The 24,489-nt window shown below is 64.4% G+C and carries 23 protein-coding genes and 1 pseudogene; 10 read left to right on the forward strand and 14 right to left on the reverse strand.

Annotation, left to right across the window (positions count from 1 at the left end):
- Positions 1 to 67 precede the first annotated feature (67 nt).
- Genes IVA80_RS05255 through IVA80_RS05265 form a run of 3 tightly spaced genes read left to right on the forward strand, consistent with a single transcriptional unit; the run spans position 68 to position 3,500 of the window.
- Positions 68 to 943, forward strand: a complete 876-nt coding sequence (locus IVA80_RS05255) for a branched-chain amino acid ABC transporter permease (RefSeq protein WP_247426210.1) — start codon at positions 68 to 70, stop codon at positions 941 to 943.
- An 11-nt stretch (positions 944 to 954) separates the two neighbouring features.
- Complete coding sequence (locus IVA80_RS05260; protein ID WP_247426212.1) at positions 955 to 2,805, forward strand: branched-chain amino acid ABC transporter ATP-binding protein/permease; 1,851 nt, start codon at positions 955 to 957, stop codon at positions 2,803 to 2,805.
- The gene (locus IVA80_RS05265) at positions 2,802 to 3,500 is read left to right on the forward strand and encodes an ABC transporter ATP-binding protein (protein ID WP_247426215.1); all 699 of its coding nucleotides are present in this window, start codon (positions 2,802 to 2,804) and stop codon (positions 3,498 to 3,500) included. Before IVA80_RS05260 ends, IVA80_RS05265 begins: the two co-directional genes overlap by 4 nt.
- Here IVA80_RS05265 and IVA80_RS05270 read toward each other — a convergent pair whose 3' ends face one another.
- Positions 3,501 to 3,926, reverse strand: coding sequence for an HIT family protein (locus IVA80_RS05270; RefSeq protein WP_247426217.1), 426 nt, complete (start codon positions 3,924 to 3,926; stop codon positions 3,501 to 3,503).
- 90 nt (positions 3,927 to 4,016) lie between these two features.
- On the opposite strand from IVA80_RS05270, the gene prmC reads away from it, so the two are divergent.
- A complete protein-coding gene (gene prmC / locus IVA80_RS05275; protein WP_247426219.1) occupies positions 4,017 to 4,910 on the forward strand; it encodes a peptide chain release factor N(5)-glutamine methyltransferase in 894 nt (297 codons plus the stop codon).
- 462 nt (positions 4,911 to 5,372) lie between these two features.
- Positions 5,373 to 6,143: a DUF4167 domain-containing protein gene (locus IVA80_RS05280; protein WP_247426221.1), complete on the forward strand. Its 771-nt coding sequence runs from the start codon at positions 5,373 to 5,375 to the stop codon at positions 6,141 to 6,143.
- Between the two features lie 69 nt (positions 6,144 to 6,212).
- On the opposite strand, the gene IVA80_RS05285 is transcribed toward IVA80_RS05280, so the two are convergent.
- Entirely contained in the window at positions 6,213 to 6,959 is a 747-nt protein-coding gene (locus IVA80_RS05285; protein WP_247426224.1) for a methyltransferase domain-containing protein, read from the reverse strand.
- Positions 6,960 to 7,067: 108 nt separating this feature from the next.
- Here IVA80_RS05285 and gloB point away from each other — a divergent pair, with 108 nt between their 5' ends.
- Together gloB and IVA80_RS05295 are read left to right on the forward strand one after the other, a co-directional pair.
- Positions 7,068 to 7,835, forward strand: coding sequence for a hydroxyacylglutathione hydrolase (gloB, locus tag IVA80_RS05290; RefSeq protein ID WP_247426226.1), 768 nt, complete (start codon positions 7,068 to 7,070; stop codon positions 7,833 to 7,835).
- Between the two features lie 23 nt (positions 7,836 to 7,858).
- Entirely contained in the window at positions 7,859 to 8,281 is a 423-nt protein-coding gene (locus tag IVA80_RS05295) for a cupin domain-containing protein (RefSeq protein ID WP_247426227.1), read from the forward strand.
- Positions 8,282 to 8,415: 134 nt separating this feature from the next.
- Here IVA80_RS05295 and IVA80_RS05300 read toward each other — a convergent pair whose 3' ends face one another.
- The 3 genes from IVA80_RS05300 to IVA80_RS05310 form a co-directional block, all read right to left on the reverse strand.
- The gene (locus IVA80_RS05300; RefSeq protein ID WP_247426229.1) at positions 8,416 to 9,285 is read right to left on the reverse strand and encodes an EamA family transporter; all 870 of its coding nucleotides are present in this window, start codon (positions 9,283 to 9,285) and stop codon (positions 8,416 to 8,418) included.
- Positions 9,286 to 9,429: 144 nt separating this feature from the next.
- Positions 9,430 to 10,155, reverse strand: a complete 726-nt coding sequence (phbB, locus tag IVA80_RS05305; RefSeq protein ID WP_247426231.1) for an acetoacetyl-CoA reductase — start codon at positions 10,153 to 10,155, stop codon at positions 9,430 to 9,432.
- Between the two features lie 250 nt (positions 10,156 to 10,405).
- The gene (locus IVA80_RS05310) at positions 10,406 to 11,584 is read right to left on the reverse strand and encodes an acetyl-CoA C-acetyltransferase (protein WP_247426233.1); all 1,179 of its coding nucleotides are present in this window, start codon (positions 11,582 to 11,584) and stop codon (positions 10,406 to 10,408) included.
- Positions 11,585 to 11,888: 304 nt separating this feature from the next.
- Between IVA80_RS05310 and phaR the strand changes: the two genes are divergently transcribed.
- Positions 11,889 to 12,488, forward strand: coding sequence for a polyhydroxyalkanoate synthesis repressor PhaR (gene phaR, locus IVA80_RS05315; protein ID WP_247426235.1), 600 nt, complete (start codon positions 11,889 to 11,891; stop codon positions 12,486 to 12,488).
- 87 nt (positions 12,489 to 12,575) lie between these two features.
- On the opposite strand, the pseudogene IVA80_RS05320 reads toward phaR, so the two are convergent.
- A pseudogene (locus IVA80_RS05320) lies at positions 12,576 to 13,461 on the reverse strand (branched-chain amino acid aminotransferase).
- Between the two features lie 106 nt (positions 13,462 to 13,567).
- On the opposite strand from IVA80_RS05320, the gene IVA80_RS05325 reads away from it, so the two are divergent.
- The gene (locus IVA80_RS05325; RefSeq protein WP_247426237.1) at positions 13,568 to 14,503 is read left to right on the forward strand and encodes an alpha/beta hydrolase; all 936 of its coding nucleotides are present in this window, start codon (positions 13,568 to 13,570) and stop codon (positions 14,501 to 14,503) included.
- Positions 14,504 to 14,540: 37 nt separating this feature from the next.
- Here the strand turns inward: IVA80_RS05325 and IVA80_RS05330 are convergent, their stop codons facing one another.
- The 3 genes from IVA80_RS05330 to IVA80_RS05340 form a co-directional block, all read right to left on the reverse strand.
- On the reverse strand, positions 14,541 to 14,786 hold the full coding sequence (locus tag IVA80_RS05330; RefSeq protein WP_247426239.1) for a hypothetical protein: 246 nt from the start codon (positions 14,784 to 14,786) through the stop codon (positions 14,541 to 14,543).
- A gap of 158 nt (positions 14,787 to 14,944) precedes the next feature.
- Positions 14,945 to 15,505, reverse strand: coding sequence for a carboxymuconolactone decarboxylase family protein (locus IVA80_RS05335; protein ID WP_247426241.1), 561 nt, complete (start codon positions 15,503 to 15,505; stop codon positions 14,945 to 14,947).
- Positions 15,506 to 15,586: 81 nt separating this feature from the next.
- Entirely contained in the window at positions 15,587 to 16,051 is a 465-nt protein-coding gene (locus IVA80_RS05340; RefSeq protein WP_247426243.1) for an Lrp/AsnC ligand binding domain-containing protein, read from the reverse strand.
- 166 nt (positions 16,052 to 16,217) lie between these two features.
- On the opposite strand from IVA80_RS05340, the gene IVA80_RS05345 reads away from it, so the two are divergent.
- Positions 16,218 to 17,231 (forward strand): 1-aminocyclopropane-1-carboxylate deaminase, encoded by a 1,014-nt coding sequence (locus tag IVA80_RS05345; RefSeq protein WP_247426245.1) that lies wholly within the window; start codon positions 16,218 to 16,220, stop codon positions 17,229 to 17,231.
- Positions 17,232 to 17,354: 123 nt separating this feature from the next.
- Here IVA80_RS05345 and recQ read toward each other — a convergent pair whose 3' ends face one another.
- The 5 genes from recQ to IVA80_RS05370 all read right to left on the reverse strand — a co-directional run bounded on the left by recQ (position 17,355) and on the right by IVA80_RS05370 (position 24,470).
- Complete coding sequence (gene recQ, locus IVA80_RS05350) at positions 17,355 to 19,220, reverse strand: DNA helicase RecQ (protein ID WP_247426247.1); 1,866 nt, start codon at positions 19,218 to 19,220, stop codon at positions 17,355 to 17,357.
- Positions 19,221 to 19,492: 272 nt separating this feature from the next.
- Positions 19,493 to 20,236 (reverse strand): polysaccharide deacetylase family protein, encoded by a 744-nt coding sequence (locus IVA80_RS05355; RefSeq protein WP_247426249.1) that lies wholly within the window; start codon positions 20,234 to 20,236, stop codon positions 19,493 to 19,495.
- A gap of 63 nt (positions 20,237 to 20,299) precedes the next feature.
- Positions 20,300 to 21,337 carry a homoserine O-succinyltransferase gene (locus tag IVA80_RS05360; RefSeq protein ID WP_247426251.1) on the reverse strand — a complete coding sequence of 346 codons (1,038 nt, stop codon included), beginning with the start codon at positions 21,335 to 21,337 and terminating at the stop codon, positions 20,300 to 20,302.
- Positions 21,338 to 21,349: 12 nt separating this feature from the next.
- The gene (locus tag IVA80_RS05365; protein WP_247426253.1) at positions 21,350 to 22,651 is read right to left on the reverse strand and encodes an O-acetylhomoserine aminocarboxypropyltransferase/cysteine synthase family protein; all 1,302 of its coding nucleotides are present in this window, start codon (positions 22,649 to 22,651) and stop codon (positions 21,350 to 21,352) included.
- A 244-nt stretch (positions 22,652 to 22,895) separates the two neighbouring features.
- Positions 22,896 to 24,470 carry an amidase family protein gene (locus IVA80_RS05370; protein ID WP_247426254.1) on the reverse strand — a complete coding sequence of 525 codons (1,575 nt, stop codon included), beginning with the start codon at positions 24,468 to 24,470 and terminating at the stop codon, positions 22,896 to 22,898.
- Positions 24,471 to 24,489 lie beyond the last annotated feature (19 nt).

Genomic DNA, 24,489 nt, shown 5'->3' on the forward strand with positions numbered 1-24,489 from the left:
CACTCTGGACCTGCGGCGTCACCTTTTTTGACGCAGCGCCATCGCGCGTCACAACAGCGATTGTCGCATGATCAGTTGGCCCAGTCTCGTTTCGCAGCTTTTCAACGGGCTCGCGCTCGGTGCCCTGCTCGCACTGATCAGCTCCGGCCTGACCATCATCTACGGCACGCTGGGCGTGCTCAACCTCGCGCATGGCGCGATGTTCATGATCGGCGGCTATGCCGGCTTCGTCGCCTACCAGTACACGGAATCGTTCATCCTCGCCGTCATCGCGGGCTCCCTGTTCGTGATGCTGCTCGGCATCGTGATGGAACGTGTCATCATTCGCCATTTCTATCACCGCCCGCACGAGGATCAGCTGCTCGTGACATTCGGGCTCGGCATCTGCTTCGTCGAGATCGTGCGCCTGATCTTCTCCAGCCAATCGCAGCTGGTGCCGCCACCGGCCATGTTCCAGGGCATCACCAATCTCGGCTTCATGTTCTATCCGACCTATCGCCTCGCCGTCGTCGGCATCATCGCGGTCGCGCTCGGCGCGCTGTTCATCATCCTCTACCGGACCTGGCTCGGCATGATCGTGCGGGCCGGCATCGAGGACTCGGTGATGGTCGATTCGCTCGGCATCAACGTCTACCGCGTCTTCATGGTCGTGTTCGGCATCGGCGCAATGGCCGCCGGCTTTGCCGGCATCGTCAATGCGCCGGTGGTGTCACTGACACCGGGCATCGGTGACGACATCCTGGTCCAGACCTTCGTGGTGGTGGTGATCGGCGGCGTCGGCTCATTCCCCGGCGCTATTCTCGGCGGCCTGATCGCCGGTGAGATCATCAGCGTCACCTCCATGTTCAACCCAGGCTACGCCTATGTGATGCTGTTTGCGGCGATGACGCTCGTGCTCGTGGTGCGACCGCATGGCCTGCTCGGCGTCCAGGGCCGCGAATAAGTGATCCGCTGATGCTCAAGCAACGCCCGTTCCTGATCGAGACACTGACGGCCATCGGCCTGATCGTGGCTCCCTTCGTGCTGCCTCATCTCGGCTTCGCACCCAACACGGTGAACCGGATCCTGGTCTGGGGCCTGTTCGGCCTCGGCTTCGATATCCTGTTCGGCTTCACCGGCCTGCTGTCGTTCGGCCAGTCCGCCTTCTACGGCACCGGCGGTTTCGTCGCCGCTTACCTCCTGACCCGCACCGGCTTCAGCAACGTGCTGGGCGCGCTGGTCATCGGCATGGTCGCGGCGGCAGCGACCGGCTATCTGATCGGTCTGATCGCGCTCCGCCGCACCGGCATCTATTTCGCCATGATCACGGTGGCGATCGCGGAAGTGTTCTTCTTCGTCGAGTTCAATCCGCTCTCGGATTTCACCGGCGGCGAGAACGGCCTGCCGGGCGTGCCGACACCGAGCTTCAATCTCGGCTTCACGACCATCCATTTCACCAATGGCTGGTCGCTCTATCAGTTCATCGCGCTGTGCTATTTCATCGGTGTCATCATTGCGCTCAGGATCGTGCGCTCGCCGGTCGGCGCGATTCTGAGCGCGATCCGGGACAATCCGCTGCGCGCCACCGCCGTCGGCCACAATATCCACGGCTACAAGCTGACCGCCTTCGTGATCGCAGCCGCCTACGCAGGGTTCGCCGGCGGCCTGCTCGGCGTGCTCCAGGCCTTCATGCCGCCCGACGCCTTCACCTTCGACACCTCCGGCCAACTCGTGATGCAGACCGCCATTGGCGGCCGAGGCACGCTGTTCGGCCCGCTGGTCGGCGCGGCGGTCTGGCTGTTCCTGCAGGACTTCCTCCAGGCCGCACTGGGCCTCGGGGCCGCCTGGAAGCTCGTGCTGGGCGTGGTGTTCGTGCTGCTGGTCTGCTTCCTGCGCGGCGGCATCATCGGCGGTCTTGTAGACCTCTATCGCCTCGTCTCGGGCAAGCGTGAGCGAAGGGATGCGGAGACGGAAGAACCGGAGGTCGCAGACGCCAAGGCGACGCAGCAACCCACACCGGCGCCGATGCAGGCCAAGGAGGTCGAACATCCCGCCTATACCGGGCCGATTCTGAAGGCCACGGGCCTCACCAAGCGCTATGGCGGCCTCGTCGCCAACAGCGACATCGATTTCAGCGTCGATCAGGGCGAGTTGCGCGGAATCATCGGCCCGAACGGCGCCGGCAAGTCGACCTTCTTCAAGATGTTGACCTGCGAGATCGCACCGACCTCCGGCCAGATCGTGTTCGAGGGCCGCGACATCACGGGATTGAAGGTCACCGAGGTTTGCCAGCTCGGACTTACCAAGAGCTACCAGGTTAACCAGCTCTTCACCGGGCTGACGGTGCAGCAAAACCTGACGATTGCCGCGCTCGCCGAACTGCGCGGGAAGTTCCGGCTCGATCTATTCCGCAAGCTGTCAGACGTGAAGGACCTGACGGAGCAGGTTGAGCACACGCTCGCACTGGTCAACCTGACCCGCCGCGCCGATACGCCCGTGGCCGAGCTCGCCTATGGCGAGAAGCGCAGACTGGAGATCGGGCTTGCGCTCGCCACCTCGCCGCGCCTGCTGCTGCTCGACGAGCCGCTTGCCGGCATGAGCCCGCGCGAGCGTATCGAGACCGTCAAGCTGCTCAAATCGATCGCGCGCGGGCGCACCATGATCATCATAGACCACGACATGGATTCGCTGTTCGAGCTAGTCCAGCGCGTGACGGTGCTGCAGGAAGGCAAGGTGCTGCTGGACGGCACACCGGAGGAAATCAGGACCAACGCCGCGGTGCAGGAAGCCTATCTCGGCGGCGTGCACGGAGAGATCGCCGCATGAGCCTGATCGAGGTCAATCGCCTGAACAGCTATTACGGCGACTCCCACATCCTGTTCGACGTCGCGATGCACGTCGAGCGGCACGAAGTGGTGGCGCTGCTCGGGCGCAACGGCGCCGGCAAGAGCACGACGCTCAAGAGCCTGATGGGCGTCGTGACGCCCCGCAGCGGCAGCGTGATGTTCGACGGCATCGATATCGCCGGACGCAAGAGCCACAGAATCGCGCAGGCCGGCATGCAACTCGTGCACGAGGAGCGTCGGGTCTTCGGCAGTTTGTCGGTGGAGGAGAACATCGTCCTCGCCGGGATCACCGCGCCAAAGCGCTGGCCGCTTGAGCGCATCTACGAGATGTTTCCGCGGCTGAAAGAGCGTCGCAACAACCGCGGCACCGAGCTCTCCGGCGGCGAACAGCAGATGCTCGCGATCGCCCGGGCGCTGGTGCGCGATCCCAAGATCATCCTGCTGGACGAGCCGTTCGAGGGGCTCGCGCCGGTCATCGTCCACGATCTCGTCAAGGCCTGCCGCGAGCTCGCAGCCGCCGGCCAGACCATCGTGCTGGTCGAGCAGAATTTGGCGGCGACGCTGGCGCTGGCGACGCGGATCTACATCATCAACAACGGCCACATCGTGCACGAGGGACCGGCGCAGGAGCTCAAGGCCCAGCCGGAGCTGCTCCAGCGCTATCTCGGTGTCTAGTCAGCCCCCAATTGCCGCAATCATCCGCTTGGCGTGATCGGCGAGCACAGCCATGTCTTCCTTGCGCGTCTGCGCCGGCAGCAGCTCGATTCCGGCCCTGACCGGGATGACGTGCATGTGCAGGTGAAAGACCACTTGCCCGCTGGCCGGCTCGCTGAACTGCTGGAGGATGATGCCCTCGGCGTCGAACGCCTTCATCGCCGCAATCGCGATCCGCCTGCCGGTTCGGGCGACCGCGGCGAGATCGTCATCCGCGATGTCGAGGATGCCACGTGCCGGTGCCCGGGGAATGACCAGCGTGTGTCCGGGCGAGCGCGGCATGATGTCCAGGAAGGCGAGGCTGCGGCCGTCCCTGAAAACCTCGAAGCAGGGAATCTCGCCGCGCAGGATCTTTGCGAAGACGTTCTGATCGTCATAAGCCGTCATGGATCCCTCCCTCGCTGCGAGGGGCGATCAAACGCGTTCCTTTCCGTTGACGCAAGCAATGCCGCCGATCTATCCACGATGCCAGGCAGGATGGCTCCATTGGCGACAGGTTTTGATCCCGGACACAGCATCGAGAGTGCGCGGCGCGCGCTTGCGGCACGGTTGCAATCGGCCGGCATCGAGCAGCCCGCAATTGATGCGCGCCTGCTCGTCGGAGCTGCGCTGAGGCTTGATTTGACCGGCATGGTCACGCAGGCGGCGCGCCAACTCACACCCGAAGAGGCTGCGCGGCTCGAAGCATATGCGCAGCGCCGGCTCGCGCATGAGCCGGTCGCCCGCATTCTCGGCACGCGGGAATTCTGGGGCCTGCCGTTTCGCCTGTCGGAAGCAACCCTGGTCCCGCGTCCCGACACCGAAACGGTGGTCGAACTCGCGCTCGAGCTATTTCGCGAACGGAAGGACTCTCATCCGCCGCGCATCGCCGACATCGGCACCGGATCCGGCGCAATCCTGCTCGCGCTGCTGCACGAAATTCCCGATGCCTTCGGCGTCGGCACCGATCTCAGCCTGACAGCGCTCGCTACTGCGCGGGGCAATGCGGCAGCCCTTGGCCTTGGCGATCGCTCCGGCTTCATCGCCTGCTCCTATGCAACAGCGCTCCGCGGCCCGTTCGATCTCATCGTATCGAATCCGCCCTATATTCCTTCCGCGGAAATTCCAAAGCTGAGCGTCGAAGTGCGCGAGCACGACCCGCATCTCGCGCTCAACGGCGGCAATGACGGTTACGATGCCTATCGCGCCTTGATCCCGCAGGCGGCCGAACGTCTGTGCCCGGGCGGAGCGCTGATCGTCGAGGCCGGGCAGGGCCAGGCTGGAAATATTGAAACCTTGATGGCGGCCACGGCGTTAGTGCTGGACAGGCCGCCCAAGTCCGATCTGACGGGCATTGCGAGGGCCGTTTCGGCCCGAAAAATGCCCCCATAAAAGCCGGATTGGGCTGCAAAATACCTCTTGGAATATCCTGTGGGAACGACTACGTTCCGGTCAACACATCGGTGCCGGCCCCGTAGACCTACGGGCGAAAGCCGGGCTCTCGGGCGAGAGCTTTACTGATAAAGGTTCCAAGCCGCAGGTCCTGTTAAGCGCGATGGCCATTCGAGCTGCGCTGCTTTCCGACCGCAAAGTGAACGAAAGCCAGATATTGCGCTTGAAGACTTACGCAACACAGCTGGGCCTGTTTCGGCAGGCGATATGAATGGGTTCGCTGGCGATGAATGCTGGCGGGTGGGGAACGCGTCTTTGTTGAACGCGACGGTCGACGGACATCGGCAGGGTTCAAGCCGCTCTTGCGCGCAATGCGTGCGGGACGTGTGAATTGCTGTCATTAGGTCACTCTCAGCAATCAGTAATGCGTGCAACCTTTAGGGCTGGAATTAAAGGCAGGACATGAGAAACGGTCAGAACAAGCAGCGGATGCGCAACCGTAATAACAATAACAACAATAACAACAACAACCGGCGCGGCCAGAACCCGATGACCCGGGTTTACGAATCGAACGGACCCGACATCAAGATTCGCGGCACGGCTTCGCATATCGCCGAAAAATATCTTCAGCTCGCGCGCGATGCGCGCTCCTCCGGCGACCCGGTCGCCGCCGAGAACTACTACCAGCACGCCGAGCATTATTTCCGCCTGATCGCGACGGCCCAGGAACAGTTCCGCCAGAACCAGCAGCCGCGCGGCGACGAGCCCGTCAGCAACAGCGGCGACGATAGCGAGGACGACGGCGAGAATTTCTCGAATTTCGGCCAGGAGCCGGGCTTCGTCCCGCAGCCGCAGCAGCCGCCTTTCATCCGCGAGGGCCAGCGCGATCACCACCAGCGCGATCATCAGCCCCGCGACAATCCCCCCTATCAGCGCGACAACCAGCAGCCGCGCGAGCACCGCGAGCGCGACCACCGTCCGCAGCCGCAATATCAGCCGCAGCCACAGCCGCAGCCGTTACCGCTGAACCAGCCGCAGCCTGTCGTTGCCGAGGCCGGCAACGTCGATCGCCTGCCCTCCTTCATCACCGGCGCACAGCCGCAGGTGAGCGGCGGCGAGATTGGCGGCGGCGGCGAACGCTTTCCGCGGCGGCGGCGCCGGCCGCATGGCCCGCGTCCCGAGCGCGAGGCTGCGCCGGCCGGCTCCAGCGACGAAGTGGCCCCCGGCGAGTAAGCCGTAAGCCTTTCGCCAGGTAAGGTATTCTGAACTGAATCGTCCCGGCCCCGCCGGGACGATTTGTTTTTAGGTACGCGTGACCGCGGTCGAGGACGGAACCAGCACGGGCTTCGTCAGCGCGGGAATCAGCCGCGCACGCTCGCGCTTGGCGGGGATCGCGCGATAGACCTGCTTGGTCGCCTCGACAATGTGCACGCCGGCAAAGGGCAACGACAGCGCCGCGCCCGCACGTTCCCACATGTGCGCCGATTTCAGCACCCAGCCGCCGGCATAGGGCGGCATGAACAGCGCCTCGCCCCAGGCGGTCGGCGTGAACCAGGTCTGGCGCAACAGATCGGTGATCTGCGAGCGCGAATAGGGCCGGCCGTGGCCGAACGGCGTGTTGTCGGAACGGGTCCACACCCCGCGCCGGTTCGGGATCACCGCCATGACACGACCCGATGGCGACAGCACCCGCCAGACCTCGCGCAAGAGCGCGGCCGGATCGTCCGACATCTCCAGCGCATGAACCAGCAGGATACGGTCGACCGCAGCGTCAGGAAGCGGCAGCGAGAATTCATCGACCAGCGAGGCCAGCGCCGGCCGTCCCGTCGGCCACTTCAAGACGCCCTGCGCCGACGGCATGAAGGCGATGCAGCGCTCCGCGTCCTCGCGGAACAGGCCGAGATAGGGCGTGGGATAGCCGAAGCCGAGCACACGCTGGCCCACGGCGGTCGGCCAGCGCTCCCTGATGCCGCGATTGATCATTTGCCGCGCCACAATCCCAAGGCGACGGGAGTAAAACTCGCGGAGGTCGACGACGTCGATGGTCATGACGGCAATGTAACATGCGCAAGGCCGACGCCGCGCGCGGAATATTGCATTGCCTGCGCAACCTTAACGCCATATCTGTCTGTCGGGGCTGAGCGCGATGGAGATGACATGGCCGCCGAAATTCGTACTTTCAGCTGTTTAAACGACAATTTCGGTTACCTGATCCACGATGTGGAAACCAAGGCGACCGCCTCGATCGACGCGCCGGAGGCCGGCCCCATCCTGAAGGCGCTGGAGCGCGAGGGCTGGCAGCTCACCGACATCCTGATCACCCATCATCATGGCGATCATGTCGGCGGGGTCGCCGAACTCAAGCAGAAATACGATTGCCGCGTCGTCGCGCCGCATGACAAGACGGCGAAGATCGCCAGCGTCGATCTGCGCGTGGCCAATGCCGACGTGGTGAAGGTCGGCGCCCTGCTGGCGCGGGTGCTGGAGACGCCCGGCCACACGCTCGATCACATCTCTTACGTGTTCGACACCGAGAAAACGCTGTTCGCGGCCGACACGCTGTTCTCGATCGGCTGCGGCCGCGTGTTCGAAGGCGACTACCCGATGATGTGGGACTCGCTTCTGAAGCTGCGGGCGCTCCCTGACGATTTCAAACTCTATTGCGGCCACGAATACACCGCGTCCAATGTCAAGTTCGCGCTCACCATCGAGCCCGACAATGCGGCGCTCCAGGCGCGCGCGGCGGAGGTCACCAAGCTGCGGGCCGAGAACAAGCCGACCATTCCCACACTGCTTGGTGATGAGAAGCGGGCAAACGTGTTCCTGCGCGCCGATGAGCCGTCGGTCGCAGCCAGGCTACACATGAAGGGCGCTGATGCCGCCGCGGTGTTCGGCGAACTGCGCGAGCGCAAGAACAAGTCCTGAAGAACAAATCCTGACGGGGATCGATGCCGACCGCAGCCGAGATCATCGCTCGCCTCGAGCTCCGTCCGCATCCCGAGGGCGGGCATTACCGTGAGACGTTTCGCGATCAGATCACGGACGCCAACGGGCGGCCGCGCTCGACCCTCATTTATTTCCTGCTCGCGCGCGGCGAACGCTCGCACTGGCATCGCATCGATGCGGTCGAGGTCTGGCACTATTATGCAGGCAGTCCGCTGACGCTGCGCATCGCACACGAAGGCTGCTCCCAGCACGAGGTGCGGCTCGGCACGGATCTCATCAGCGGCGAGCGGCCGCAGGCGATCGTGCCGGCAGACGCCTGGCAGATGGCGGAGACCACCGGCGAGTGGACCTTGGTCGGCTGCACCGTGGCGCCCGCCTTCGAATTCGCGAAATTCGAGCTGGCGCCCAAAGGCTGGGAGCCGTAAGGCGCGCTGTCATTCCGGGGCGCCGCATGGTGGCGAACCATGATGCGCAATTGCGCATCCGAGAATCCATCTCGCCATCATTGATACGGATGAATGGATTCCGGGTTCGCGCTCCGCGCGCGCCGGAATGACAATTATCTTTTTCGCAGCACCATATCCTTCGCCGCAATCAGGCCGCCGCCGGCGATCAGGATCGCGGCGATAGCGATGTTGGCGCTGGCTTTTGCAAAACCGGCGGCGATGAGGAAGCCGGTCGAGAGCAGCGGCGTGGCATAGGATGCGGCGCCGAGCACGCGGATGTCGCCGCGCTTCATGCCAATGTCCCAGGCGTAGAACGCGGCACCGACGGGACCGATGCCGAGGGCGGCTACCGAGAGCCATTGCAGCGTCGTCGCCGGCCACACCGTGGTTTCAAGCAGGCCATGCATCAGCGCGGCGAGGACCGCGGTGGCAAGGCAGAAGCCCGCAACCGCATCGGTCGGCACCGCCTTCAATCGCCGCGACAGCACCGAATAGGTCGCCCAGACGAACGCCGCGACGAACGCCGCGATCAGTCCCGGCAGCTGGCCCGGCGCGAAGCCGGAGGTGCTCCCGGCGAACAGCAGCACGGTACCAATGAGGCCGAGCACAGCACCAATGATATGATGCGCGGCAAGCCGCTCGCCCGGCAGGAACGACGAGAACAGCACGATCAGGAGCGGCCACATGTAATTCAAAAGCCCGGCTTCGGCCGGCGGCGCAAAGCGCAGCGCCAGGAAATACAGTGCGTGATAGCCGAACAGGCCTCCGACGCCGACGACCCATACGACCAGCGGCTGCCGCAGGCTTTTCGCCGCACCGCCGCGGCCGACCCAGGTGAGGAGGCCGACGAGACCACCGATCGCGAACGTCATGGCGGCGAGCTGGAACGCCGGGACCTGTCCGGTCGCCACCGTCATCACTGAGAGCAGCGACCACATCAGGATCGCGGTCAATCCAATCAGCGTCGCGGTGCGGGGAGTCATCGGCCACTACTTTCGTCATGGCCGGGCTTGTCCCGGCCATCCACGTTCTTCCGTGGCGACGGCTGTTGTAAGGCCGTGGATGCCCGGGACAAGCCCCGGGCATGACGAGACGTTGGCTTTATGATCGAACGTGATGCCGACGCATCACACCATGTACTGGCCACCGTTGACGGTCAGCGTCGAGCCGGTGATGGCGCCGGCTTCGTCGGCAGCAAGGAACACGACGGCGCGCGCGATTTCCTCGGGCTCGCCCAGGCGGCCGATCGGGATCAGCGGCAGGATCGCCTTCTCGAGCACATCCTTCGGTATCGCCTGTACCATCTCGGTGTTGATGTAGCCCGGGCAGATCGCATTCACGGTGACCCCGCCCTTGGCATTCTCCAGCGCCAGCGCCTTGGTGAAGCCAATCTCGCCGGCTTTCGCGGCCGAATAGTTCACCTGGCCGAACTGGCCCTTCTGTCCGTTGATCGAGGAGATGTTGACGATGCGGCCGAACTTGCGCCCGCGCATGCCTTCGATGACTTGGCGCGACATGTTGAACAGCGAGCCGAGATTGGTGCCGATCACGGCGTTCCATTGCTCCAGGCTCATCTTGTGGAAGGCGCCGTCCTTGGTGATGCCGGCATTGTTGACGAGCACGTCGATCGGGCCGACCTCGGCCTCGACCTTCTTCACGCCCTCGGCGCAGGCGTCGAAATTGCTGACGTCCCATTTGTAGACGGCGATGCCGGTCTCGGCGTTGAATTTCTCCGCCGCAGTATCATTGCCCGCATAGCTCGCCGCGACCTTGTAGCCGGCCGCCTTCAGCGCCTTGCTGATCGCCGCTCCGATGCCCCGCGTACCACCCGTCACCAGTGCAACACGTGCCATATCGTATTCCTTCCCTTGGACTCTGCGGACGTTTCTGAATGATCGTTTTTAGCGGTCGATTATGCGGTTGGTTTGACGGACATCAAGAACAAAACGCCCGGCTCAATGCCGGGCGTTTGTATTTAGTCGAGGCTTGCGCGGTTGCGAAGAATATTTGATTTGCAACCGCTGCCTTTTTAGTCGCGTGCAACGCACTCAGTCTGCGTGCAGCGCACGCGCAAATTTCACGTAAGCTACGCGTAAGCTATTTTCAGTCGCGCGCCAGACACATCGCGATACCCATGCCGCCGCCGATGCACAGCGTGGCAAGGCCCTTCTTCGAATCGCGCTTCTGCATCTCGTGCAGCAGCGTCACCAGCACGCGCGCGCCGGAAGCGCCGACCGGATGGCCGATCGCGATCGCGCCCCCGTTGACGTTGACCTTGGAGGTGTCCCAGCCGAGGTCTTTGTTGACCGCGCAGGCCTGCGCCGCGAAAGCCTCGTTGGCCTCGATCAGGTCGAGGTCTCCCACATTCCAGCCGGCCTTCTTCAGCGCGGCGCGCGAGGCCGGGATCGGGCCCGAGCCCATGATCTTCGGATCGACGCCGGCCTGCGCCCAAGACACGATACGCGCGATCGGCTTCTTGCCTTCCTTGGCCGCCTGCTTTGCCGTCATCAGCACGACGGCGGCGGCGCCGTCATTGATGCCGGAGGCCGAACCTGCGGTGACTGTGCCGTCCTTCTCGAAGGCGGGCCTGAGCTTCGCCATCCCGTCGAGCGTTGCGCCATGGCGCGGATATTCGTCGGCGCTGACGACGACGTCGCCCTTGCGGGTCTTGATTGTGACCGGAATGATCTCGTCGTTGAACTTGCCGGCCTTCTGCGCGGCCTCGGCCTTCTGCTGCGAGGCGACCGCGAACTCGTCCTGCTGGGCGCGGGTGATCTGCCACTGCCGCGCAACATTCTCGGCAGTGTTGCCCATGTGGTAGCCGTTGAAGGCATCCCACAGTCCGTCCTTGATCATGGTGTCGACGAACTCGACCGGGCCCATCTTGACGCCGCCGCGCAGATACTGGGCGTGCGGGGCCATGCTCATGGATTCCTGGCCGCCGGCGACCACGATCTCGGAATCGCCGTTGAGCAGTGCCTGGTAGCCGAGCGCGACGGTGCGCAGGCCCGAGCCGCAAAGCTGGTTGACGCCCCAGGCCGGACTCTCCACCGGAATGCCCGCGGCAATCGAGGCCTGGCGGGCTGGGTTCTGACCCTGGGCGGCGGTGAGGATCTGGCCCATGATGACTTCCGAGACCCGGCCGGGCTCAATGCCACCGCGCTCCAGCGCGGCCTTGATGGCGATGGCGCCGAGGTCATGGGCGGGAAGGGTCGCGAACGCTCCGTTGAAGCTTCCGACCGGGGTGCGGGCGGCGCTGACGATGACGACATCGTCTGACATGGGCATCTCCTGGTGTTGAAAAGGGGCAGGCGGGGCTGGGGAAAAGGCTCGCCAGTCTCGGACGGCATCCTGTTAACGTCCTTGAGGCATGTCAATCGGCCGGCGACCGAATTCGTGCCGCAGCGCATTCAAAATAGCGTTCTTGGCGCTTTCGCAAGCACGGTTTTGCTGCCCGATTAACCGTGGCGCACAAAACGGTAGCGTGACCCCTTTGAAAATGCTTATTTTGTTGCGTTGCGTACTCTTCCCGCCCTGCGGCATTGCCCGCCGGGTTCCCGTTCTCCGCGCTTGCAAGTGAGAGCCCATGGCGAAATCAGACCAACCCACCACGATCAAGAAATACGCGAACCGCCGGCTCTATAACACCGGAACGAGTACTTATGTGACGCTGGAAGACCTTGCCGCGATGGTCAAGGACGGCGAGGATTTCCTGGTCTACGACGCCAAGACCGGCGACGACATCACCCGCTCCGTGCTCGCCCAGATCATCTTCGAGCAGGAGAACAAGGCCGGCCAGAACCTGTTGCCGACCACGTTCCTGCGCCAGCTCATCCGCTTCTACGGCGACAGCATGCAGATGGTGGTGCCGAAATATCTCGAGCAGTCGATCGCAACGCTGACCCAGGAGCAGGAGAAGTTCCGCAAGCAGATCGCCAACTCGCTCTCAGGAACCCCGTTTGCGCCGCTGGAGGAACAGGTCCGCCGCAACATGGAACTGTTCCAGCAGACATTTTCGATGTTCAAACCGTTTGCCCCCACCCCGGGCCGTCCGGCGACGGCCACGCCGGAGCCCGAGCCCGATGCCAGCGCCGAGCCGGCAAAGGACACCAACATTGACGATTTGCGCCAGCAGATGAAGGACATGCAGGAGCGCCTCGAGCGCATGTCGAAGAAGGACGAGTAGGTCCCCTATCCGCGCCGGTCTGCTGCCGACGCGCGGTCCGCGGCCGGCCTAGTGCCGACTGTCCCGCAAGCTCGCCATTGACAGCGCCTACGCCGCCAGCTTCGCGGCATGCGCAAAGTCCCAATAGCTTGCGCGCCCTGCTGTAGAGCGGCCCCGGCTTCAGCTCGCGATCGTCGATGCGGATCACGGGGGCGACCTTGGCGAAATTGCCGGTGGAGAAGATCTCGTCGGCGGCAAGGAAGTCGGCATAGCGCAGCGTCTTCTCGATCACGGTGATGCCGTCGCCGCGCAGCAGGCTGATGACGCGCTGGCGCGTGATGCCGTTCAGGAACGTGCCGTTCGGCACCGGCGTGTAGACCACGCCGTCCCTGGCCATGAACACGTTGGAATTGCCGAACTCCGCGACGTTGCCGAGCATGTCGAGCATCAGCGCGTTCTGGAAGCCGCGCCCGGCGGCTTCCGCGAGCGCGCGCGAATTGTTCGGATAGAGACAGGCGGCCTTGGCCTCGACCGGCGCGCATTCGGCCGTGGGCCTGCGGAACGGCGACAGAGTGATGGCGTTGCCGACGGATTTCGGCATCGGCGCCTCGTAGATGCACAGGCACCAATTGGTCGTCTCCGGGTCGAACAGCACGCCGCCGCCCGAACCGTTCTGCGCCCAATACATCGGGCGGACGTAGAGCTCGGCATTCGCTGCGAAGCGCGCGATGCCTTCGTTTGCGAGCGCGAGCCAGGTGCCGGCGTCGACCACCGGCTTCAGGCCAAAGTTGATGGCGGATTGATTGGCACGGGCGACGTGACGATCGAGATCGGGGACGACGCCTTCGAACGCACGCGCACCGTCGAACACGACCGAGCCGAGCCAGGCCGCATGCGTGCGCGGGCCCATGATCGGCACATTGCCGTCGTGCCATTTGCCCTCGAAGAAGGTCCAGCTCGGCGAATATTCGATCGGCGTCTTGATCTCGGCCATGACCGGTCCCCTGGGAAATATCCGGGCACTATTGTCCCAATTCCTAAAGGATTTCCTGCGGGAGAATGGTGAGTTACCTTCTCCCGCGAGGGAGAAGGAAAGATCCATGCCGCTCGATCCGCTCGCAAGTCGTTTGTTGACCATGATGGCTGCGGCCGCGCCGCAGGCACGGAGCCGGCCGAGTGTGGCGGCGCGGCGCCAGTCGCTGGCCAAGCTGATGCAGTTCGCGCGCGCCGAGACGCCGGATGTAACGGCGTCCGATGGCGCACTGCCCGGACCCGGTGCCGAACTGCCCTACCGCCTCTACGTGCCTGCAAGCGCCGGTGAGCGCGCACCAGGCTTCGTGTTTTTCCATGGCGGCGGCTTGGTCGCCGGCAGTATCGCCACGCACGACCGCATCGCTGCCGCGCTTGCGCATGTGACCGGCTGTCGGCTGGTCTCCGTCGACTACCGGCTTGCGCCCGAGCACAAATTTCCTGCCGCCGTCATTGATGCGATCGCCGCCACCGAATGGGTCGCGCGGCAAGCCTCGTCGCTGGGCATCGACGCCGGACGTCTGGTGGTCGGCGGCGATTCTGCCGGTGCAACGCTGGCCGCGATCGTATGCCAGGAGGCGCAGCAAAGTGCAGGCCTCTCGATCGTTGCGCAATGCCTGATCTGCCCGGTGCTGGATTTCGAGGAGACTTCGCCTTCGCGCGAGGCATTCGCCGAAGGCCATCTGATCGACCGCGTCACGATCGAAGCCGATCTCGCCGATTATCTGCCCGAGGGCTTGGACGCCGCCGATCCCCGCATCTCCCCGTTGCGCGCGACGCGGCTTGCCGGTCTGCCGACGGCGATCATCCATACCGCCGAATTCGATCCGATGCGCGACGAGGGCAATGCCTATGCGCGCAAGCTGCTCGCCGCGGGCGTCGCGGTCGAGCACGTCTGCCATGACGGCATGGTCCACAATTTCCACGCCATGGGCGCAATCCTTCCGCAGGCGCAGCTCGTGCTGTCGCAGATCGGTGAGCAGGTCCGCCGGGCGGTGGAGACGTGACGGCGTCGCCGCTCCATTGCGGAGCGAATAGAAAGTGTCACGCTCGTGCGTTGAGTACGGCCTTGGCCGCCACCACGTATTCCGGCCAATGCGCATCCGCGTAGCGTTCGGCTTGACGCGCGCAGGTGACGTCGGGCGCATGCGCTACAGCGATCATGCGTGCAAAGCGTTCTTCGGCGACCGTCGTGTCATCGGCCACGGGCGCCGGCGCGGCTGCTGCGGCGCTTGGAGCGACGGCGAGTCCCGCCAGTCCGGCGAGCAGGATGCGGCGTGACGTCTTCATGGCTTCCATTTCCTATTGTCCTGCGCTTCGATTGTGAGCGGCAAATGCGTCATGATGGCATCGCCAAGATAGCGTTTTGCTTCGGTCCAGTCGAGAAGCCGTGGATGCGGCACGAACGCTTGCCCCCTCGCATCGCTTCCGTCGATCAGATACGCCGGTTACTCCGGCACCGGCACGTCGAAGGTGTTGAGCGTGACCGAGACCATGCAATAGACCCCGACGAGATAGGACAGCTCGGCCGCGCCGTGTTCGCCGAATTCCTTCACCGCGGCGCGCCAGGTCAGTTCCGGCAGCACACCGCCGCTGACCAATGCGGACGCCATGTCGTAGGCGACGGCCTCCTGCTTGGTGAGATCGACCGGCCGCTGTCCGGCGACGATGGTCGCGAGCTTCTCGTCGGAGAGGCCGCGCTGCTCGGCCACCAGAACATGGGCATAGAGCTCGTAGCCGGAGCGGAAATGCGAGCCGGTGACGAGGATTGCGACCTCGCGTACCGGCGCCGGCAGCAGCGGGTTCGACGCGACCGCCTTGACCAGCTCCCATACCGGCTTGCCGAAGCGCGGCTCGCGGAGCCAGGGATTCCAGGGCCCGAGCAGCGCGCCATCGTCGCGCATGTTCACGAAGCCCTTGAAGTGGTCCGTGATGCCCGCTCGCATGTCGTCATAGAGCGGCTTCTGTTCGGCACTCAGGTCTTTCGGATCGAGAATGGGAAGGCGCACGGCTGGATCTCCTCGTTGAGAAGACGCAACCGTCGCCCGCGCATGCGCGCAAGGCAAGTGAAGTTGCCGTGACGGCTCTGCTCAAAACTCCAGCGGCGCGTTGTCGACGACTTCCTTCATCACGAAGAAGGTTCGGGTCTGGCGCACGCCGGGCAGCGCGATCAGCTGCTCGCCATGGATGCGGTTGAAATCCTCCATGTCGCCGACGCGGATTTTCAGGAAATAGTCGAAGTCGCCGGCGACGAGGTGGCAATCGAGCACGAATTTGAGCCTGGCGATCGCCTGCTCGAAGATCGCAAAGCTCTCCGGGGTCGAGCGGTCGAGCACGACGCCGACCATCACCAGCGTGCCCTTCGCCACCTTCTTCGGCGCCACTATGGCGCGGACCGCGGCGATGAAGCCGTGCTCGAACAGGCGCTGGGTGCGGCGATGGCAGGTGGCGGGGCTAATGGCGACGGTTTCGGCCAGCTCGGCGTTGCTGAGCCGGCCGTTATTTTGCAGCAATCTCAGTATCTTGAGGTCAATGCGATCCAACCGAGACGACATGGAAGAAGCTTCCAATAGATTGGTAATTTGCGAGAGAAGGAGTAGCAAATGCAGCGATTTTTTGCAACAAATGGCGCAACAATGCCGCAGCATTCGGGAGCACCTTTCTTCCGGGAGATGGTAGCTCGCAATCCAGACATCAACACCAATCTGGGATGACCTGACGATGCTGGACAAATTCGCGCGCTACCCGCTGACCTTCGGCCCGACGCCCATCGAGAAGCTGGAGCGGCTGTCAAAGCATCTCGGCGGCCAAGTCGAGGTCTATGCCAAGCGCGAGGACTGTAATTCCGGCCTGGCCTATGGCGGCAACAAGCTGCGCAAGCTCGAATACATCATCCCCGACGCGATTGCCTCGAACGCCGACACGCTGGTCTCGATCGGCGGCGTGCAGTCGAACCACACCCGCATGGTTGCGGCGGTCGCCGCCAAGATCGGCATGAAGTGCCGCCTGGTGCAGGAAGCCTGGGTGCCGCACGAAGACGCGGTCTATGACCGCGTCGGCAACATCATGCTTTCGCGCATCATGGGCGCCGACGTCCGCCTGGTCGACGACGGCTTCGATATCGGCATCCGCAAGAGCTGGGAGGAGGCAATCGAGGAGGTGAAGGCGGCGGGCGGCAAGCCCTACGCGATTCCCGCCGGCGCATCCGTGCACAAATTTGGCGGCCTCGGCTATGTCGGCTTCGCCGAGGAGGTGCGCAAGCAGGAAGCCGAGCTCGGCTTCAAGTTCGACTACATCGTGGTCTGCACCGTCACCGGCTCGACTCATGCCGGCATGCTGGTCGGCTTCGCCGCGGACGGCCGTGCGCGAAAGGTGATCGGCATCGATGCCTCCTTCACACCGGCGCAGACCAAGGCGCAGGTGCTTTCGATCGCACAGAACACGGCCAAGCTGGTCGAGCTCGGCAAGGATCTCGTCGCAGAGGACGTCGTGCTGATCGAGGATTACGCTTATCCCGCCTATGGCGTGCCGTCGGAAGAGACCAAGGAGGCGATTCGCTTGACCGCGCGTCTCGAAGCCATGATCACCGACCCCGTCTACGAGGGCAAGTCCATGCAGGGCCTGATCGACCTCACGCAGAAGGGCTATTTCGAGAAGGGCGCAAAGATCCTCTACGCCCATCTCGGCGGCGCGCCGGCGCTGAACGGGTACGGGTATGCATTCCGGAATGGGTGAGGCGGCGCACTCAATTGGATGAGCCCGTAGCCAGGATGGAGCGCAGCGTAATCCGGGGCTCGAACATACTGAAAGACTGTCCCGGATTGCGCTTTGCTCCATCCAGGCTACGAATCAGAACGCCTACCGCGTCCTGATAATCTGCAGCAGCTCGTCGCCGTAATGCTCGAGCTTCTTGTCGCCGATCCCCGGCACGTTGCGCAGTTCGTCCAGCGTCGTCGGCCAGGCCCGGACGATGCCGTCGATGGTGGCATCGTGCAGCACGACATAGGCCGGCACGCCGCGCTCGCGCGCGATATCTGAACGCCAGGACCGCAGGCGCGTGCGCAATTCGGGATCGACATCGCCTTGTGGCGCATTGGCCGCAGGCGCAAGGTCGCCACGGCGGGATTTTCCCCGGCTGGCGCGGATGCGGGTGCCAGCGGCCTCCTCGCGCAGCCAGACCTCGGTCTCGCCGCGCAGGACACCGCGCGCGGACTCCGTCAGCTTCAGCGCGCCGAAAGCTTCGCTGTCGCTCTGCAAATGTCCCATCGCCACCAGCTGCCGCAGCACCGTGCGCCATTGTTTCTCGTTCAGCTCGCGTCCGATGCCGAACACCGACAGCTTGTCGTGGCCGAACTGCGTCACCTTCTCGGTCAGACGTCCGATCAGCACGTCGATCAGATGCATTGCGCCAAAGCGCTGGCCGGTGCGATAGACGCAGGAGAGCAGCTTTTGCGCCAGCACCTTGCCGTCACGCATCTTTGGCGGCGTCAGGCAGTTGTCGCAATTGCCGCAATTGTTCGCGGTCTCCGTCTCGCCGAAATAGGCGAGCAAGCGCTGGCGCCGGCACTGCGCGGTCTCGGCAAGTCCGACCAGTGCGTCGAGCTTGCCGATCGACACCCGTTTGAAATCGTCAGAACCGCTGGACTCGTCGATCATGCGGCGCTGCTGCACGATGTCCGAGAGACCGTAGGCCATCCAGGCCGCGGACGGCTTGCCGTCGCGGCCGGCGCGCCCCGTCTCCTGGTAATAGGCCTCGATGCTCTTGGGCAGGTCGAGATGGGCGACGAAGCGCACATCCGGCTTGTCGATGCCCATGCCGAAGGCGATGGTCGCGACGATGACGATGCCGTCCTCGTTGAGGAAACGGTCCTGGTTGCGCGAGCGTACGCTGCTGTCGAGTCCGGCGTGATAGGGCAGCGCCGCAATGCCGGCATCGTCGAGCGCGGCGGCGACCTCTTCGACGCGGTTGCGCGACAGGCAATAGACCACGCCGGCATCGCCCGCATGGCGCTCCCGGATGAATTCTTTCAGCTGCGACACCGCATTGCGCTTGTCGACGATCTCGTAGCGGATGTTGGGTCGGTCGAAGCTGGAGACGAACTGCGGCGACCCTGTTAGATGAAGCCGCTCGACGATCTCCTTCCGCGTCAAATCGTCGGCGGTCGCGGTCAGCGCGATGCGCGGCACGTCCGGAAAGCGCTCGGCGATGATGGACAGGCCGACATATTCGGGGCGGAAGTCATGGCCCCATTGTGAGACGCAGTGCGCCTCGTCGATCGCGAACAGCGCTACCTTCGCCCGCGCCAGCAGCGACAGGCAGCGCGTCGTCACCAGGCGTTCCGGCGCGACATAGAGCAGGTCGAGATCGCCCGCAATCAGGCGGCGCTCAATGTCGGAAGCCTCCTGCGGTGTCAGCGATGAGTTCAGCGCCGCGGCATTGACGCCGGCCTCGAGCAGGCCGGCGACCTGGTCGCGCATCAGCGCAATCAGCGGCGACACCACGATGCCGCAGCCTTCGCGCAGCAGTGACGGCAGTTGATAGCACATTGACTTGCCGCCGCCGGTCGGCATCAGCACCAGGCAATTGCCGCCTTCCGTGACGTGCCGGATGATCTCACCCTGTGCACCGCGGAATCCCGGCAGGCCGAACACCGAATGCAGCACCGACAGCGCGTCGCGGCCGTTGGACGGCGCAGGCAGCGGAGCGGCGGAGGGAGCGGACATGAGCGAGCAGGAACCACGGCCGTGAGATTCGTCACAAGGCCAGTCGCATGACCGCGCTAGCATGGCAAGACTGTTTGCGTGGCAGGCTGCGACTCTTCCCCTCTCCCCTTGTGGGCCCTTGTGGGCCCTTGTGGGAGAGGGTCTCGCCGCATAGCGGCGAGACGGGTGAGGGGTCTATCCTCGAGTCAAATGCAACATCGGAGCTCGCCGAGAGAACCCCTCATCCGGCGCTTCGCGCCACCTTCTCCCACAAGGGGAGAAGGAACAAGCGCCTACGCCCCGATCCTTCGCAGCGCTTCCGCGACCGTCACGATCGGCATGTCGCGCTTCCCGGCGGCCTCCAGCGCGTGGCGCATCAGAGCCGGCGTGCAGCCATAGGGGCTAGGCGTCCTTGCGACGTCATGGCCGTAGAAGATCAGCCATCCGCCGCTTGCGACCGCCTCGTCGAAATCGCGATCGATGCCCGCAATATCGATCTCGCAATCGACCAGAGGCGAGGCGCGCAGGAACTGGAGGTCGATGACGTCGCGATTGACGCCGGGAAGAATGCCGCGCGCCGATCGGAACGCCTTTGCGAGCTGCGGCTTGCGCCAGACCGAAGCGATCCCATAGGGATAGGCGAAGTTCTCCAGCCTGATCGAGGAATCGATGTCGCGGAAGTGGCTGCGGTTCCGCTCGATTTCGCGGGCCATGGCGGCCTCGTCGAGATTGACCGAGCACTGGTGCGAGAAGGTGTGGCAGGCGATCTCGTGACCGGCTCGGTGAAGCCGCACGATCGCGTCATTCGACACGCCGTGCCAGTGATCCGACGGACGATCGATCAGGCTGCCGGCGAGGTAGAACGTGCCGCGACCGCCATGCTGCTCCAGAAGCTCGGCGCCGCGGCCGGCGGCGCTATCGGGCGCATCGTCGAACGTGAAGCTCACCATCGGTGCATGCGCAGGCAGCCGGTGCGGCGCGGCGCGGAAATGCCGGGCCAGCCGATTGCTCACGCGTCCCTGGAGTGCCGACCACACGACCGCATTTCCTGTTTGCCCGATTCGCTCACTCAAGCATCCGTGCGTTGCCTGAGGCAAGCTTCACACTTGGTTAATCCTAACGCGTCCCCGTTGCTCCGACCGTGCAAGGGCCGACGCATCGGCTTCCGCGGCAAGATATTGCAGCCAGTTACGGAAAAGCGCCGCCGCAGCGCTGCCGGCCGCGATATCGGCTCGCAAAAACAGTCCGGGCAGCTCGTTGGCGAGAGCCGGATGGCGCTCGTGCTTCGCCCGCCTTTCGAATCGCGCGAGCTTCTCTTCCGTCGCTGCATCAAAATAGCTTACCGGCAGATGCGGATAATTCTCGCGCTCGCGCGCGAGATAGCGGCCGATGTCGCGCAGATATTCGCGCTGGAGCGACAGCGCATCGTATTCCGGGTGGCCCTGGAAGAACACGAAGCGGCTGGCATATTGCCGGGCGAAGATATCGACACCGGCCTTTGCCGAACGCGTCAGCACCTGGTAGCCGGCCTGCGCGAGATCGCTCTCCGCGATCTCGTTCAGGCGCGAATGCGAGACCTTGAGCGGCGCAGGCGCGGCACGCGTCAGGAAATCGGTCGCCACGACTTCGCAGTCGAAAATGCCGTGACATTTGGTCGGCAGCCGCCGCCGTTCGACACGGTCGAGATGCAGCACCGCCGCGTGCGCGGCGAGGCACGACCAGATCGTCGAGCGCGTGTTGACCTTGGCCCAGTCGATGAGATCGGTGAGATCGCGCCAGTATGGTTCCTGGCCAAGTTCGGGGGCGACCGGCTCGGCGCCGGTCACGATCAGCCCGTCGAACTTCTGTCGCCTGAGCTCGGTCAGGTCCGAATATTCACTCTCGACATGCCACTTCGCTTCCGCCGAGCGTTTCACCGAGGGCAGTGAGAAGCAGTGGAGGCGGATGCGGCGCGAACCTGCGGCGGCCTGGAGCAGCTTCATGAACTGCCGCTCGGTCGCCTTCAATGCCGGGTCCGGCATGTTGTTGATCAGGCCCACGGTGAGCTCAGCGCCACCGTGGTCGCGCGCGAGATCGCCCTCGGCCGGCACCAGCGCCGGGCTCGATATAACGTGATCCCTGTCGACCAAGATCGTCATCGGCGCGGCCGCCTACTCCGCGGCCTGGAGGCGTGCCGACGGGCAGGCCTTCGCGAGCGCCTGGTCGATGTCCTCGATGATATCTGCGGAATGCTCGATACCGATCGAGAGGCGGATCGTTTCCGGCAGCACGCCGGCGACGCGCTGCTGCTCGGCCGACATCTGCCGGTGCGTGGTCGACGCCGGATGGCAGGCCAGCGACTTGGCATCGCCGATATTGACCAGGCGCGTGATCAGCTTCAGCGCATCATAGAAGGACTTGCCGGCTTCCATGCCGCCCTTGATGCCGAAGGTGAACAGTGAGGAGGCGTTACCGTCCAGATATTTCTGCACCAGCGGATAATACGGGCTGTCCGGGAAGCCGGTGTAGTTGACCCAGGCAACGCGCGGATCCCCGCGCAGGAATTCGGCGACCTTGCGGGCGTTCTCGACGTGACGCTCCATGCGCAGCGCGACGGTCTCGATGCCCTGGAGCAGCAGGAAGGCGTTGAACGGCGACAGCACCGAGCCCATGGTGCGCTGATAGACGCTGCGGGCGCGCTCGATATAGGCGGTCCTGCCGAAGCGCTCGGCATAGACGAGACCGTGATAGGAGGCGTCCGGCTTGTTGTAGGCCGGGAAGCGATCGGCGTGCCTGGCCCAGGGGAAGTTTCCGGAATCGACGATGGCCCCGCCCAGCGTGGTGCCGTGACCGCCCAGAAACTTGGTGAGCGAGTGCACCGCGATATCGGCGCCGTAATCGAACGGCTTGAGCAGGATCGGGGTCGCGACCGTGTTGTCGACGATGAGCGGCACGCCATGCGCATGCGCGATTTTGGCGAGCGCCTCGATGTCGCAGACATTACCGGCGGGATTGCCGATGGTCTCGGCGAACACCGCGCGGGTGTTCTCGTCGATCAGCCTCTCGATCGCTTCGGGCTTGTCGCTCTCGGCGAAGCGGCCGGTGATGCCCTGGCGTGGCAGGATGTGCGAGAGCAGCGTGTGCGTGGTGCCGTAGAGCTGCGGCATGGAAACGATGTTGCCGCCGTGATCGGCGACGTTGACGAAGGCGAAGTGCAGCGCTGCCTGCCCGGTAGCAACCGCGAGCGCCCCGACGCCTCCCTCGAGCTCGGTGATGCGCTTCTCCAGCACCGCGCTGGTCGGATTGGCGATGCGGCTGTAGCGAAAACCTTCGGCCTCGAGATTGAAGAGCGCGGCGCCGTGATCGGCGCTGTCGAAGGCGTAGGCCGCCGTCTGGTAGATCGGCACGGCGACGGCGTGCGTGGTGGCTTCGGGCTCGTACCCGGCGTGAATAGCGATCGTCTCGTTGCGCATCGTGCCACCTCCGCGTGGAGCGGGCCGCACTTATTGGCCTGTATGAGGCATGTGCGTTGTCCGCCGTCCCTCTGTTAGAGGCGGGTGGTAAAGCGGACAATAATTCGCATAGAGATCGAGGAAGTAACCCTAACGCTTGCTGGTGAATTGGCTAAAATTCGAGTCGATTTTGATTAATGAATTGATGCGGCAAGCCACCCTCTCCCACACGTGGGCCCACGCGGGGAGAGGGTGAAATTGTCGCCTACTCCATCGTCTCCCAGAGCCGATGAGCGAGCACGCCGGCGCGCTTCTCGATCGCGGCCGCCGCATCGAGCGCGAGGTCCTCGCGATAGCGTCCCGCAACGAGCTGCACGCCGATCGGCTTGCCGTCATGCAGGGTCACCGGCACCACTGCGCCGGGCAGGCCCAGCACGTTGATGGCGGAGATGAAGCGGATCTCGCCCCAGAAGATTTCGCGCACGCGCTCGGCGCTGATGGTGTCGTCGCGCGGCCCCGGCGTCGGCTTTACCGTGGTCGGCGCCAGCACCACCGGATAGTCCTCGAAGAACAATTGCCAGGCGCGGATATGGCCGTTGCGTGCCGCAGTCGCCTGCATCCAGGCCTTGAGATCGAGCACGTTCGCCTTGGCCTTCATGCCGCTCCACGCCTTGTGGAAGTCCTCCGACGTCACCTTCAGCATGCCGGCTTCCTGCATCACCATCGTCTCGTTGGTGATGATGTCGCACCAGGTCTGCCAGACGCCGTTGATGTCGGGGACCTCGACCTCGCTGACGCGATAGCCGGAACGCTCCAGGTGATCGGCCGCCTGACGCAGCGCCGCGGCGACCTGCGGATCGACGTCCATATCCTCCGGGATCTTGGCCAGCGCGACCTTGACCGGCCCTTTCGGCTTCGGTCCGACCAGCGGCGCCGGCACCCACCAGGGATCGCGCGGATCGCGCTGGCTCATCACCTCCAACGCGAGACGGACGTCGCCGACGTGACGGGCGAGCGGGCCCTGCGCCGACATCAGATGCGCCAGCATCGGCCGCTCCGCCGTTGCGCTCTGGTTGAAAGCGGGGATGCGTCCCTGCGTCGGTTTGATGGTGGCGATACCGTTGCAATGCGCCGGCCATCGCAGCGACCCGCCGATATCGTTGCCATGGGCGATGGTGCCGATGCCTGCGGCGACCGCTGAACCCGCGCCGCCCGAGGAGCCGCCGCAGGTGATGTTTGGATCCCAGGGATTGAGCGTCAGCCCGTGCAGGGGGTTGTCAGTGAAACCGCGGAAGGAGAATTCCGGCGTGTTGGTGAGGCCGATGACGATCGCGCCGGCCTTCTTCAAGTTACGCACGACCGGCGAATCCGACGGCGCGACGAGGTCCTTGTTGGCGGGCACGCCGTTGAAATTGGGCCGGCCTTCGTAATCGACATTCTCCTTGATGGTGATGGGAACGCCGTGCAGAAGGCCGAGCTCGCCGCCCCTGCCGCGCTGCTTGTCGGCCGCATGCGCGGCGGCAAGCGCTGCTTGAGAGAGATCGACGACGACCGCGTTCAGCCGTGGGTTGACGATGCGCATCCGTTCGAGATGCGCTTCGACGGTCTCGACGGCGGAGATTGCGCCGGAGCGGATCGCGGTGGCTGTCTCAACCGCCGACCATTGCCAGGCCGGCCCCTTCGGGCGCCGTGCCGCGGCTGGCTTTCGCGGCGGCGCCTTCCCGACTGTCTTCCTGGCCACCTTCGCAACGGCCCCCTTGCGGGCGGCGCTCGTCTTGCTCGAGGTCCTCGCCGACTTCTTCGAAGCACTTTTCGTCTTGGTCGCCGTCTTCTTCGCCACGTCGCATCTCCTGAAATTG

Source organism: Bradyrhizobium sp. 139 (assembly GCF_023074175.1).
In the GTDB taxonomy this organism is placed as follows: domain Bacteria; phylum Pseudomonadota; class Alphaproteobacteria; order Rhizobiales; family Xanthobacteraceae; genus Bradyrhizobium.

Coding starts and splice junctions, on each gene's coding strand:
- IVA80_RS05270 (WP_247426217.1), bottom strand. CDS start 3,926: ATGACGGCTTATGACGATCAGAACGTCTTCGCAAAGATCCTGCGCGGC.
- phaR (WP_247426235.1), top strand. CDS start 11,889: ATGGCGAAATCAGACCAACCCACCACGATCAAGAAATACGCGAACCGC.
- IVA80_RS05345 (WP_247426245.1), top strand. CDS start 16,218: ATGCTGGACAAATTCGCGCGCTACCCGCTGACCTTCGGCCCGACGCCC.
- phbB (WP_247426231.1), bottom strand. CDS start 10,155: ATGGCACGTGTTGCACTGGTGACGGGTGGTACGCGGGGCATCGGAGCG.
- IVA80_RS05255 (WP_247426210.1), top strand. CDS start 68: ATGATCAGTTGGCCCAGTCTCGTTTCGCAGCTTTTCAACGGGCTCGCG.
- IVA80_RS05260 (WP_247426212.1), top strand. CDS start 955: ATGCTCAAGCAACGCCCGTTCCTGATCGAGACACTGACGGCCATCGGC.
- IVA80_RS05330 (WP_247426239.1), bottom strand. CDS start 14,786: ATGAAGACGTCACGCCGCATCCTGCTCGCCGGACTGGCGGGACTCGCC.
- gloB (WP_247426226.1), top strand. CDS start 7,068: ATGGCCGCCGAAATTCGTACTTTCAGCTGTTTAAACGACAATTTCGGT.
- IVA80_RS05360 (WP_247426251.1), bottom strand. CDS start 21,337: ATGACGATCTTGGTCGACAGGGATCACGTTATATCGAGCCCGGCGCTG.
- IVA80_RS05295 (WP_247426227.1), top strand. CDS start 7,859: ATGCCGACCGCAGCCGAGATCATCGCTCGCCTCGAGCTCCGTCCGCAT.
- IVA80_RS05325 (WP_247426237.1), top strand. CDS start 13,568: ATGCCGCTCGATCCGCTCGCAAGTCGTTTGTTGACCATGATGGCTGCG.
- IVA80_RS05365 (WP_247426253.1), bottom strand. CDS start 22,651: ATGCGCAACGAGACGATCGCTATTCACGCCGGGTACGAGCCCGAAGCC.
- IVA80_RS05285 (WP_247426224.1), bottom strand. CDS start 6,959: ATGACCATCGACGTCGTCGACCTCCGCGAGTTTTACTCCCGTCGCCTT.
- prmC (WP_247426219.1), top strand. CDS start 4,017: ATGGCTCCATTGGCGACAGGTTTTGATCCCGGACACAGCATCGAGAGT.
- IVA80_RS05310 (WP_247426233.1), bottom strand. CDS start 11,584: ATGTCAGACGATGTCGTCATCGTCAGCGCCGCCCGCACCCCGGTCGGA.
- IVA80_RS05300 (WP_247426229.1), bottom strand. CDS start 9,285: ATGACTCCCCGCACCGCGACGCTGATTGGATTGACCGCGATCCTGATG.
- IVA80_RS05265 (WP_247426215.1), top strand. CDS start 2,802: ATGAGCCTGATCGAGGTCAATCGCCTGAACAGCTATTACGGCGACTCC.
- IVA80_RS05280 (WP_247426221.1), top strand. CDS start 5,373: ATGAGAAACGGTCAGAACAAGCAGCGGATGCGCAACCGTAATAACAAT.
- recQ (WP_247426247.1), bottom strand. CDS start 19,220: ATGTCCGCTCCCTCCGCCGCTCCGCTGCCTGCGCCGTCCAACGGCCGC.
- IVA80_RS05340 (WP_247426243.1), bottom strand. CDS start 16,051: ATGTCGTCTCGGTTGGATCGCATTGACCTCAAGATACTGAGATTGCTG.